Annotated in this window: 10 protein-coding genes and 1 pseudogene; 5 read left to right on the plus strand and 6 right to left on the minus strand. The window is 69.3% G+C overall.

The features are described from left to right. Positions 1–116 precede the first annotated feature (116 nt). From GT358_RS16020 to GT358_RS16795, 5 genes are all read left to right on the plus strand, one after another. Positions 117–707: an NADH dehydrogenase ubiquinone Fe-S protein 4 gene (locus GT358_RS16020; protein WP_166583644.1), complete on the plus strand. Its 591-nt coding sequence runs from the start codon at positions 117–119 to the stop codon at positions 705–707. Between the two features lie 102 nt (positions 708–809). After that, positions 810–1,562 (plus strand): rhomboid family intramembrane serine protease, encoded by a 753-nt coding sequence (locus GT358_RS16025; RefSeq protein WP_166583645.1) that lies wholly within the window; start codon positions 810–812, stop codon positions 1,560–1,562. Next, the gene (locus GT358_RS16030) at positions 1,553–2,383 is read left to right on the plus strand and encodes an ATP-dependent Clp protease proteolytic subunit (protein ID WP_166583646.1); all 831 of its coding nucleotides are present in this window, start codon (positions 1,553–1,555) and stop codon (positions 2,381–2,383) included. The genes GT358_RS16025 and GT358_RS16030 overlap by 10 nt, the downstream gene beginning before the upstream one ends. 48 nt (positions 2,384–2,431) lie before the next feature. Beyond that, on the plus strand, positions 2,432–2,860 hold the full coding sequence (trxC, locus tag GT358_RS16035; RefSeq protein WP_166583647.1) for a thioredoxin TrxC: 429 nt from the start codon (positions 2,432–2,434) through the stop codon (positions 2,858–2,860). A 140-nt stretch (positions 2,861–3,000) separates the two neighbouring features. Then, positions 3,001–3,354, plus strand: coding sequence for a hypothetical protein (locus GT358_RS16795; protein ID WP_243730943.1), 354 nt, complete (start codon positions 3,001–3,003; stop codon positions 3,352–3,354). A gap of 9 nt (positions 3,355–3,363) precedes the next feature. Here the strand turns inward: GT358_RS16795 and GT358_RS16045 are convergent, their stop codons facing one another. From GT358_RS16045 to GT358_RS16800, 6 genes and pseudogenes are all read right to left on the minus strand, one after another. Next, the gene (locus tag GT358_RS16045; RefSeq protein WP_166583648.1) at positions 3,364–5,271 is read right to left on the minus strand and encodes a DUF2793 domain-containing protein; all 1,908 of its coding nucleotides are present in this window, start codon (positions 5,269–5,271) and stop codon (positions 3,364–3,366) included. 11 nt (positions 5,272–5,282) lie between these two features. After that, a complete protein-coding gene (locus tag GT358_RS16050) occupies positions 5,283–9,314 on the minus strand; it encodes a glycoside hydrolase TIM-barrel-like domain-containing protein (protein WP_166583649.1) in 4,032 nt (1,343 codons plus the stop codon). A 9-nt stretch (positions 9,315–9,323) separates the two neighbouring features. After that, a complete protein-coding gene (locus tag GT358_RS16055; protein WP_166583650.1) occupies positions 9,324–9,770 on the minus strand; it encodes an NlpC/P60 family protein in 447 nt (148 codons plus the stop codon). 112 nt (positions 9,771–9,882) lie between these two features. After that, entirely contained in the window at positions 9,883–10,767 is an 885-nt protein-coding gene (locus GT358_RS16060) for a DUF2163 domain-containing protein (RefSeq protein WP_166583651.1), read from the minus strand. An 84-nt stretch (positions 10,768–10,851) separates the two neighbouring features. Next, positions 10,852–11,082 carry a hypothetical protein gene (locus tag GT358_RS16065; RefSeq protein ID WP_166583652.1) on the minus strand — a complete coding sequence of 77 codons (231 nt, stop codon included), beginning with the start codon at positions 11,080–11,082 and terminating at the stop codon, positions 10,852–10,854. A 4-nt stretch (positions 11,083–11,086) separates the two neighbouring features. Then, positions 11,087–11,275, minus strand: a pseudogene (locus tag GT358_RS16800) (hypothetical protein); the annotation flags it as partial.

Below are 11,275 nucleotides of genomic sequence, written 5' to 3' on the forward strand. Positions count from 1 at the left end.
CTTTGACTGGAGGTGGCGCGCCCAAGATTCTGATAAGGGCAGACTAATTCGGTTTCGGGTGGAACTCAAACCGGATAATACCTGGCTTGCTCAGTGTCAGCAGGAATCGCACTCCGATGGATGTTCTTAACCGTCCTCCCGTGCCGCCGAAGGTCCCCGGAACCGACCAGCGGTCATGGAACGTTCCGCTTGCGATCATCCGACGACCGGCGCGATCGGTCACGCAGTCGGCGCCGCGCTCCCGGTCCTGGGTGCTTGAATTCGAGGCCACGCGCGCCCCGAAACTGGATCCGCTGATGGGCTGGACGTCGAGCGACGATCCCTTTCGAACGATCAGACTCGCCTTCCCCGACGCCGAAAGTGCGATCCGCTATGCCGAGGCGAACGACTGGCGCTATGTCGTGCTGGAAGACCGGCCCCGGCGGACTTCCGGTGCCGTTCATGCAGGGACCAGCCGTCATCGCCTTTACCGAGGCGTCGATGTGCCGGGGGTCGTGCGCCTGCCCTACCCGGGAGCATCGCCAGCGACGGTCGATCCCCACGCGATGTCCCGGCGCCACCCGGTTGTCGCGGCCGATTGCGGGCCGGGCGAGGGTCCGGCGCGCGTGGACCCGGTCGAGGAAGCGTCGATAGGGTCGTTTCCCGCCTCCGACCCTCCCGCCTGGATCGGGACGACGATCGCAACAGCCGTTCCGAGGGTGCGATGAGGCCGCATCCGGCCGGACCAATCGCCCGCTCTGGTCTGGCGGCGACCAGACCGGTGCAGCACCTCGGCCGTGCACGCCCTCCAAGGTCAGCGGAGCAGGACCATGCTGCCCTATCAGGATAGCGTGGCCACCCGCTACCCGCCGGTGGTGGTCTGGCTGTTGATTGCAGCCTGCGTTCTCGCCTTCCTGCACCAGGTTTCGCTTCCGCCCCGGATCCTCGAGGTGTTCCTGTTCCATTATGCGCTCGTGCCCGCGCGTTTCCTCGGAGACCTGCGGTCGGTGGCACCGGGCGATCCTGTCGTGTTCCTGACCAACATGTTCCTGCATGGCGGTTGGCTTCACCTCATCCTGAACATGTGGACCCTGTGGATCTTCGGCCCGGCAGTTGAGGACCGGCTGGGATCCGGGCGGTTCCTTGCATTCTACCTCGTCTGCGGACTGGCGGCAGGCCTTGCCCACGCCTTCGCAAATCCGGATTCGGTGGTGCCGGCGCTCGGGGCCTCGGGCGCGATCGCCGGTGTCATCGGCTGCTACGCCCGCATGTTCCCCGCAGCCCGACTGGTGGTCATGATCCCGATCGTCATCATTCCCATCTTCGTCGAAGTGCGCGCGGCGGTCTTCGCGCTCGTCTGGTTCGCCATGCAGGCAGTCCCGGGCCTCCTGTCGTTGGGACAGGACGCCGACGCGGGCGGGATCGCCTGGTGGGCGCATATCGGCGGCTTCGCCGCGGGCTGGCTGCTCGCCCCGCTCGTGCGCCGCTCCCGTCGCCGCTATCGGCCCCATTATCGCGACGAAGGCATCTACGGGTTCCTGCCGGACGGCCGGCGCAGCGGAGGACGCGGACCATGGGGCTGACGGATCTGCTCTGGCTCTTCTTCATCGTCTCGGCGCTGCAGCCGGTCCTGCAGCGGCGCTATCTGGACGCGATGCGCATGCGCAAGATCGCCCAGATCGAGAGGGCGCGCGCCAGCCGCGTCATCCTGCTGGTCCATAGGCAGGAGACGATGAGCCTGCTCGGCTTTCCGCTGATGCGCTACATCGACGTCAACGACAGCGAGGAGGTGCTGCGCGCGATCCAGATGACCGACGACGATGTGCCGCTCGACATCGTTCTGCACACGCCCGGCGGTCTGGTGCTGGCCGCGACGCAGATCGCCCGGGCGATCCAGGGTCACAAGGGCAAGGTGACGGTGTTCGTGCCCCATTACGCCATGTCGGGAGGCACATTGATCGCCCTGGCCGCAGACGAGATCGTGATGTGCCGACACTCGGTGCTCGGCCCGATCGATCCGCAGCTCGGGGGCATGCCCGCCGCCTCGATCCTCAGGGTCGTCGAGGAAAAGCCCGTCGCCGAGATCGACGACCAGACGCTGGTGCTCGCCGATATCGGCCGCAAGGCCATCGCCCAGGTCGAGGCGGCGGCGACCCGGCTTCTGGCCGGGAAGATGGACGAGGCGGCGGCCGCGTCGCTCGCCGCCCGGCTCGCCACAGGGACCTGGACGCACGACTATCCGATCCCGGCCGAGGAGGCGCGCGACATGGGTCTGCCGGTCAGTCTCGAGATGCCTGACGAAGTGCTCGAACTCATGACCCTCTACCCGCAGCCGGTCCGGCGCCAGGGCGGCGGCGTGGAATACCTGCCGACTCCACGCAATCGCGAGGCGCGGCGCGGGTGATCGGACACACGCGATTCAAGGAAACCCATCGGAACAGGAGACCGAACCATGCCCACCGTTGTCTGCCCGGATTGCGCCTCCACCAACCGTGTGCCCGCCGAGCGCCTGGCCGAGGATCCGAAATGCGGCCGATGCGGGGTTGCCCTTTTCCAGGGCAGACCGGTGACGTTGACATCGGCGAATTTCGACCGCCACCTCGCTGCCGAGACGCCGCTCCTTGTCGATTTCTGGGCTGCCTGGTGCGGGCCGTGCAAGATCATGGCACCGCAGTTCGAGACCGCAGCCCGATCGCTCGAGCCGAAGGTCCGTCTCGGAAAGCTGGATACCGAAGCCGAGCAGACGGTCGCCGGACGTTACGACATTCGCGGCATTCCGACCATGATCCTCTTCAAGGCCGGACGGGAGATCGCACGCACGAGCGGCGCGATGTCGGCCGGGGATATCGTCCGTTGGGCCCAGGCGCAGGGGGGTGTTTGATCCCATGGCTGATGGTGCGATCCTTTCGCAGGAATGGAAGGGCGCCCTATGGGACAAGTTCGTCACGGGAGCGCCATGATCGAGCCATCCGGGCGCCACGGGTTCGGGCCCGCTGGCGAGGGCAAGCCGTCAGAGCTGCGATGCAGCCATCGCAAGCGTCGCTGGCGCAGCTGAGCCGGGAGCTTGGCATCAACCCCAGAACCGTCTCAAAGTGGCGCAAGCGCGCAACCGTCGAGGATCGCAGGACCGGACCCAGGGAATTTCGGGACGGAATACGGCCATGCCGATCCACCTCACAAGCAGGCGACGACCCCTCCGATATTGGTCGCCGATCTGCGGCTGACCTTGGCGCTGCTGGCGGGAAGCGGAGGAGCGATCAGGCTTGCGGGTCTGCCGCCGCCCTATTGCGGGGCGTTTCTTGCGCTCGGAACCGTGATCGTCCTGCGGCGCGGCGTCGTTCGCGCGTCAGGATCGGCACGATCGCGGCATCCTGAAGGCCACCCTCAATAATCGGTCTCAATGTACACCCCGGAGCAGTCGTAAGCGACTGCAGCCACCGTGCTGCCCGTATTCATGTAGTTGCGGGGGCTCAGGAGCTGGGTGGCGGCGGGGAGGTTCGCGGTGATCTCGACCTCGGCGATGGCGCCGGAGACTTCCTCGGCGACGCGGACCCAGACCGAACTGGCGTTGGGGGCGGCGTAGAGGAACAGCGTCAGGACATTGGTGGGGGCATCGACTGGGAAGCTTGCGCCGAGATTGATCAGCGTGGGCGCGCCGGACCCGGAGTTGTGGACGATCTGCCAGTTGGCATGGGTGCCGCGCTGGAAGCCGATGCCGATGGCGTTGACGACCGCGCTCAGGAGCAGCGTCGTGGCCAGCGCGGCGGTGGACCCCATCAGCCCGAAGAACCCCATGCCGGTGGGCTGCAGCGTCGTGAGCGACAGTCGATTCACATAGGTGAAACCGCCGAGGCCCTCGGCATTGCCGCGCCAGCAGACCCAGCCGGCGGAGCGTTCCTCTGCCACGGCATCGGCGGTGGCCGCACTGGTCATCCGCCAGCGGCGCATGGAGGTGGAGAGATTGGTGGAAGCGAGCGCGGGCGTTGCTGTGGTGCCGACTGCGGTGCGGGGCATGCCATTGGCGTTGACGGTCGTGCTGGTCGAGGGGGCCCAAGTGGCAATGCGGTTGACCCCGAAATGCGGCTGGAGCGGGAAAAGCCGCCCCGAAGGCCGCATGACCTCGAGCCAGGCCGACCCCGCGCGGTCGCGGGCATAGAGGTGGATGCGGCCCGCGGGCGGCGGATCGGGCGGTGTGGCGCGTCCGGGCAGGACCATGGGCTCAGGAAGTTCGACCCGGCCGCTGGCGCGGTCGATGCGGATGGCGTCGAAGTAGGCCGAGCCGTCCGGGCTGACCTTGAAGCCGAAGTCGTCGTTGCCGAGGAGGCCGATCAGCGCCCGCGCCGAGAAGCCGGTCTTGAAGGCGAAGGCCGCGTCGTCGCCGGGGGCGTTCTTGTTGAAGGTCGCCTCGATCCCGTTGCCGGCGTGGTTGAACAGCATCGCGGGCGTGTTGATCGAGAAGCGGTTGAAGGCGTCGGCGGTGGCCCAGCCGAGGCCCAACTGCTGGGCCGTCAGGTTCGCCTGGGGCATGGCGACCTGTGTGACGCTGTTGGCGAAGGTCACGGTGGGCGTGTTGATCACGGTGGTCCCGCCCGCGCCGGAGGTGGCCGAGCCGATGTTGACCACGGTGTTCGACCCCGAGGCCCCGCCGGTGCCGAGGTTCACGGTCTTGGTCGTGCCGTTCGTGGTGGCGCCGGTCCCGACGCCATAGGTGGCGGTGCCGGTCGATGTGCCAATGGTCGCCGTCCCCCCGGAGGCGGTCAGGGTGCCCAAGAAGGTCTTGTTGCCCGAGAAGGTCTGCGTGCCCGCGAGGATCGCAAGCTCGCTCGAGGTGTTGGGCAGCGTGTAGGTCCGGGTCTGGCCGGTCGAGATCGAGGCCAGCGAGAACACGGCCTTCCTGGTCGGGTCCGCGTCGTTGACGAGGCTGAAGACGCTGTCGGGCACGTCGCGCGGCTCGCCGACGCTGGCCCAGCCCGAGCCCGACCAGACCAGGAAGGCGCCTTCGTCGGCGACCCAGACCAGCCAGCCCGGGCGGGGAACGAGCCGGATCCACGCGCCGTCGACATGGAAGGCCACGTTCAGATCCCAGCCCGACCAGAGGCCGGTCGCGCCACTGGCGACAAGATGGCGGTCGCCATCGGCGGGGCTCGCGGGCGGCGCGGTGCGGGTGCGGTCCAGAACCGCCAGCTGCACCATGGCGTCGAGCAGGCGCAGCGCCTCGTTGTGGGTGACGTGCTTCTGCGCCTGCGCCGCCATCAGATACGGCAGGCCGAGATGGGTGGTGGTGTCGGACATGGTGATGACCTTCAGAAGACGAGCGTGACGCTGGCTGGAGCGCCCCGCCCGAGGCGGGCGGAGAGCTGGAAGATGCGGAGGGCGAGCGTGTCGCCGGGGCCGAGCGGCGCGCCCCAGTCGGTCGTCTGCTGGGCGGCGGTGTAGAGGACCGAGGTCGTGCTGCTGGTCAGCACCCGCTTGACGGCCGCCCCGTCCCGCACCTCGACCTCGTAGCTTTCGATGTCTTCACCCACCGGCACCTCGACCTGTTCCCAGGCATCGGCCTCGAGCGCCCGGGAACGCCGGGTCCAGCGGATGGTGAGGTCGCCGGGGATGCGCGCCTGCCGCCAAGGCTGTTCGACATGGACCGGGGAGAAAGGGCGCAGCCCGGCACCTGCGGGCGTGAAGGCTTGCGCGACATAGGTTTCGTCGGAGGGCGGCCGCGTGGCCGGGCCCACGCGCCAGTTCCACGGCAGCCCCAGATCGCCCAGCGCAATGGGCAGCGGCGCGAGGGTGCTGTCCAGAACCACGACGCGCGCCCCGGCCGGGGTCGGATTGCCCATCGCGCCTTCCGTCCCGCGCTGACCGCGCAGGAGGCGGGTCAGACGATAGCGGCCCGGCGCGAGCAGCTCGGCCGCGCCCGCCTGGACGATCTCCCAGACGCCGGGCGCACTCTCGACGGCCAGCGCATTGGCCCCGCCGAACAGCGTCAGGTCGATGACGCTCTCCAGCGAGCCGGTGAACAGATCGAGCGTCAGGGCATTGCCGAGATCGAAGCGCGAGACCGGGCCCGGCCAGAGGTCGAAGGCCAGCACCCCCATCCGCGCCCGGGCGGGCACAGTGGTCAGGAGGTCGAACCCGTCGCTGCCGGGGCTGCGGAACACCGCCAGTTCCCCCGGCCAGGGCCGCGCATGGGCCGCAAGGAAGGGCCTATGCGCGGGCTGGTCCTCGGTCAGCTGCGGCAGGTCGAGGAAGGCCACGTCCGGCGCCACCAGCACCAGCGGGCGCGCGAGCGTCGCGGGGCGCGGATCGCCGGGCGGCAGGTCGTAGGCGTCACGGTCCTGGCGGATGGCCTCGATCCCCCGTGCCTCGGCATCGGCCGTGGACAGAAGCCGGAAGTCGAGGCCGCGCTCGTCATGCTGGAGCCGGATCACGTCGGCCGGGTCGAGCGCCAGGCGCGAGGGCGGCAGGCGGAAGCTCGCGGTCTCGCGGCCGATCCAGGCTTCCATCAGCGCGCGGCGGCAGCGGCGCTCGGCCTCCTCGGGCGCCACGGCCATGGGGAAGGCTTCCGAGGCGATGCGGCTAGCCGAGACGGTGATCCGCTGCGCCTCGACCTGTGCGGCATCGTAATCCTCGTCGGCCCGCGCCAGCTGCCACTTCAGCGCCTGCGGCAGTTCGGTCTCCTGCGCGCGGGTCAGCTCCAGACCCTCGGCGCGGGGGTCCGGGGTAGCGACCAGATCGTCGGCACCGATCTCGGCCACGGCGGCGCGGCCGCGCATGACGAAGCGGATGACGCCGCCCGTTTCAACGGCATCGAACCCGAAATGCCGCGCCAGCGTGGTGATCGAGGCGCGGGGACTTTCCAGCGCGCCGATCACATATCCCTCGACCGCCCCCCAGAGGCCGGAGACGTCGATGCGGTGGGCGGGCAGTCCGGCGCGCAGGCAGAGGTGCCGGACGAGGGCCGCGAGCGACACCGCCCCCAGCCGCCCGGTCAGCCAGTGCCCGAGCCGCCAGTTGGGGCCATCGGTCCAGACGCCGGTCAGCGCGGGGAAAAACGGATAGGGCCGCGCGTCCCAGGTCCAGGCGGCGCATTCGGGGACATGGACCATCCGGCCGCCATAGACGGTGGACAGCGGGTTGTTGGCCGGGGTGCCCCACCAGAGATAGGTCGCCTCGAGATAGGCGCGCTGGATCGCGTCGTCGCGCCAGCCGCGGGAGAAGTAGGGCGTGAAACTCTCGGAGGACTTCGGGCCGAAGAAGACGTTGGGCTGGTTCGTGCCCCGGTCGATGGCGGGACAGCCGAGTTCCGTGAACCAGACGGGCTTCGATTGCGGCACCCACGCAGTGGGCATCCCGCTCTCGATCCCGCCCGGGCGGTTGAAGTGGGGCTCGGACCACCAGGCGCGGAGATCCTTATAGCGGAAGACCCATGGTTTGCCTGCAGCGCCGTCCGAAATCGGCGTCCGGATCTGCGCCGAGCGATCGGCCTCCGAGGCATAGAACCAGTCGAAGCCCTCGCCACCGGCGATGTTGGCCTGCAGGTAGCCCCGGTCATGGATCGCGGGCCAGCCGGCCTGCGCGTCGGCATGATCGAACCCGTCGCACCAGTCCGACAGTGGCATGTAGTTGTCGATGCCGATGAAGTCGGTGTTGGCGTCCGCCCAGAGCGGATCGAGGTGGAAGAACACGTCGCCGCTGCCGTCGCCCGGCTGGTGGCCGAAATACTCCGACCAGTCCGCGGCGTAGCTGATCATCGTCGTGGGGCCGAGGATGCTGCGCACGGCGGTGGCGAGATCGCGGAAGGCCTGCACGGCCGGATAGGTGCTGGCGCCCGAGCGGATCGTGGTCAGCCCGCGCATCTCCGAGCCGATCAGGAAGGCATCGACGCCCCCGGCGGCCGCGCAGAGATGGGCGTAATGGAGGATCATGCGGCGCAGGCCCCAGTCCCCCGCGGGGCCGGTCCAGCTGACGGCCTCGCCGGCGACCGAGAAGTTGGCCGGCGTCGCGCTTCCGAAGAAGCTGGCGACCTGCGTTGTCGCCGTGGCGGTCTTGTCGACCGTGCCCGCGAACCCTGCTGCGGGAGAGCAGGTGATCCGCCCGCGCCAGGGAAACACCGGCTGGCCGCTCTGCGCACCGTTGTCAGAATACGGGTTGGGCAGGCTGTTGCCGGGTGGGACGTCCATCAGGATGAACGGATAGAAGGTCACGCGCAGCCCGCGCGCCTTCATCTCCTGGATCGCCTGCACCACCGCGAAGTCGGCGGGCGTACCGCCATAGACTGGCCGCTCCTCGCTGTCGCGGCTGACCAGATGCGCAGCGGCGCGGCCGACGCCATTTACCGACCAGACGCGGGGGCTCGTGGCCTTGGCCGCCACCTCGACGCCCGGCCGCACCTGGCAGTTGCCCGCCCGCAGGTCGGTGCCGAACCAGGCGACGACGAGGCTGACGCTCTCGACCGCAGGCGCCATGGCTTGCAGCCGGTCGAGCGCCACCACGATGTCCGCAGTGTCGGGGAGCGCGTTCAGGTTCTCGGCGGTGGTCGTGCCGCCGCTCGTGCCGCCGAAGGCGCCGCCCGTGGTCTTGCGGATCGCCTGCGTGGCATAGGTGAACTCGCCCGAGGCCGGGATCATGGTGACCGCGCGGGTCAGCCCCTCGGCGGTGTCGGGATCGGCCAGCGGGCGGAAGACCTCGAACGAGAGCTGCGGGATCCGGTTCCCGAAATCCGAGAGAGGCAACTCCTCGAACACGACATAGGCGGTGCCGCGATAGGCGGGGGTGTTGGCGGCCCCCATCTTCGCGGCGATGAACAGGTCCGGCGTCTGGGTCTCGCTCCCCGGGTACCAGCGCCAGGTGATGCCGGTCATGTCGAGCGGCTTGCCGTCGGCCCAGATGCGCCCGATGCCGGTGATCGGGCCTTCGCAAAGGGCGACCGCAAAGCTGGCATAGTACAGGTACTCGGTGGTCCGGACCTTGCCGCCCCCTCCGCCCTTGCCGCCGCCCTGCCGCCGGCGCTTTTTCTTCTCGCGGAAATCCGTGGCCCAGATGATGTTGCCGCCGATGCGCATGCGTCCGTAGAGGCGCGGGATGATGGCCCCCTCGGTGGCAGAGGTTATCCGCAGGCTGTCGAGGCGCTGACCCTCGATCTTCTGCGCAGGCGCCAGCGAGGACACGATCCAGCTGTCCACCACCGAGCCGATGGTGGAGCCGATGAAGCCACCGATGGCCGCCCCGGAAAAGCCGAGGAGTGAGCCGGCGCCCGCCACCGGTCCGAGGGCGGCGGCGAACCCGCCGAAGGCCCCGCCGATGGCAGAGCCGACGGCGCCGAGGACAAGCGTGGCCATGTGTTGGTCTCAGCGTGCAGGGAACAGGAAGGCAAAGGCGATGCGCCGTCGCCAGGCGGGCGTCAGCGGTTCCTCGATCACGCCCAGCCGCTCATAGGCGTGAAGGAAGGTTTCCGGGCCCGTCAGGATGCCCACATGCTTGGCGATGGCGCGCGGCATCATGCGGAACAGGATCAGCGCGCCGGGTGGGGCGTCAGCGGGTGCGATCTCCGGCATCACCGCCCGTGCCCCATCGGCCAGCACCTCGCGCGGCCCGGTCTCGCCCCAATCCCGGCTGTAGGGCGGGATCGGAAATGGCTCCGGCCCTACCACCTCGCGCCAGACGCCGCGCGCGAGGCCGAGACAATCGCAGCCGACCCCGCGCAGGCTGGCCTGATCGTGGTAGGGCGTGCCACGCCAGGATCGCGCGGCGACGATGACGCGGGCAGGATCGGCAGTCGGAACTGACAGGGTCACAGCACCGCCCCCTCGTGGCCACCGTCCGTGGTGGCGTAGCGCAGTCCGTTCGGCGGGCAGACAGTCCCCCGGACTGTCTGCTTGTCCGCCTCACCCTGACCCGCAATGTGCGTCACAACACAGCTCCTTCATGGCCACCGTCTTTGGTGGCGTAGCGCAGGACCGCGTCTTGCCCTGGGATGTGAGGGAACCCCCGGAAGTTGGCGACATTGGCGAACTTCGCACCACAAGTCGCGATCCGCTTGTCGCAGCCCGCCCGGACCACGAAGGCATCCGTCGCCGTGATCGGGCGCACCGGGGCTTCCAGCAGGGTCAGGATGGCAACGCCATCGACGAGGTCGTGCGACAGCACCTCGACCCGCCGCCCCGCATTCGCGCCGGTCGACCATTCCACCAACCCGAAGGTGAACCAGCCCGCCGCGAAGCTGGCGAGGCCGGAAGCGGTGAAGGCCCGGTCGCGCAGCACATCGATCACCGCGCCGGTCCCCTTGAAGGCCGGGGCCTCGAGGTCCACGCCGCAGCGCGTGTCGCCCAGCGCGGCGTCGCAACTCGCCTGGAACGTTCGCCCGACCGTCTGACCGAGGACATGGGCCAGCGACCGCACCTCGGCGACGAAAGCCAGCCGCCCACGCCGAATCTGGCCGATGGCCCCGCGCCGCAGGAGCACGCGCTGTGACGGGTTCGACCAGTTCGCCCGCCAGACCTCGACCGCCGCATTGTCCCAACGGCCGTCGAGGATGTCGGTCTCGGTGATCCGGTCCGACGACAGCACGCCTTGCGCGTCCTGCGCATCGACCGACAGGTCGGAGCCGGATCGCACTTCTGATGCCGTCAGCCCGCTTTCCGGCTCGAACTCGGTGCCGTCGAACGACAGTTTCCTGTCATGGTCGGTGAAACCGAAGGTCACGCCATCGGCCCGCGTGATGCGCCAGCACCAGGCCAGTGTCGTTGTGCCTTCGTCGAGATGCGCCTGCAGCGCGGGCGGGAGGGACTTCATGGCCGGTCTCCCCGCGCCGCTGCCGCGCAAAGGGCGACGACGAAGACGCCGACGGCCCCGCCCACGACCATGCCTGCGAGAAACTCAGTCATCGCCGCGGAACCCGCGTTCGATCCGGTCGCGCAGCCCGATCAGGCCGAGTCCGAGGGCAATCAGCGCGGCAGGCGATCCGTCGCCGGAGCCTGCCAGCGTCGCGACAAGGCGGGCGAGATCAGCCAGCGGACCGGTGGCGGGCAGCGCAAGCGAGGCGGCACCCGTGGCAAAGGCGAGCAGCCCTGCCCACCAGGTGAGAGACGTCGGACGGATGTAGCGCATGGGATCAGGCCCTCCGGATCAGGGTGGTGAAGAGGTCGGCCAGCCGGGCGAGCCAGCTGGCAGGTGCGTCGGGCGCAGGCTGCGGGACAGACGGCTGCGGCGCGGGTGTCGGCCGCAGCAGGTCCAGCGCCTCGGCCTCGGTGAGCCGCCGGATCGGCCGAGAGAAGTCCACACGACCCCCGCGGTCCACGGC

Source organism: Rubellimicrobium sp. CFH 75288 (assembly GCF_009904055.1).
Lineage (GTDB): Bacteria > Pseudomonadota > Alphaproteobacteria > Rhodobacterales > Rhodobacteraceae > Rubellimicrobium.

What these genes read in the sequence shown, in the direction of transcription:
- GT358_RS16795 (WP_243730943.1), top strand. Translation starts at nt 3,001, where the DNA reads ATGCAGCCATCGCAAGCGTCGCTGGCGCAGCTGAGCCGGGAGCTTGGC.
- GT358_RS16025 (WP_166583645.1), top strand. Translation starts at nt 810, where the DNA reads ATGCTGCCCTATCAGGATAGCGTGGCCACCCGCTACCCGCCGGTGGTG.
- GT358_RS16020 (WP_166583644.1), top strand. Translation starts at nt 117, where the DNA reads ATGGATGTTCTTAACCGTCCTCCCGTGCCGCCGAAGGTCCCCGGAACC.
- GT358_RS16060 (WP_166583651.1), bottom strand. Translation starts at nt 10,767, where the DNA reads ATGAAGTCCCTCCCGCCCGCGCTGCAGGCGCATCTCGACGAAGGCACA.
- GT358_RS16050 (WP_166583649.1), bottom strand. Translation starts at nt 9,314, where the DNA reads ATGGCCACGCTTGTCCTCGGCGCCGTCGGCTCTGCCATCGGCGGGGCC.
- GT358_RS16065 (WP_166583652.1), bottom strand. Translation starts at nt 11,082, where the DNA reads ATGCGCTACATCCGTCCGACGTCTCTCACCTGGTGGGCAGGGCTGCTC.
- trxC (WP_166583647.1), top strand. Translation starts at nt 2,432, where the DNA reads ATGCCCACCGTTGTCTGCCCGGATTGCGCCTCCACCAACCGTGTGCCC.
- GT358_RS16045 (WP_166583648.1), bottom strand. Translation starts at nt 5,271, where the DNA reads ATGTCCGACACCACCACCCATCTCGGCCTGCCGTATCTGATGGCGGCG.
- GT358_RS16030 (WP_166583646.1), top strand. Translation starts at nt 1,553, where the DNA reads ATGGGGCTGACGGATCTGCTCTGGCTCTTCTTCATCGTCTCGGCGCTG.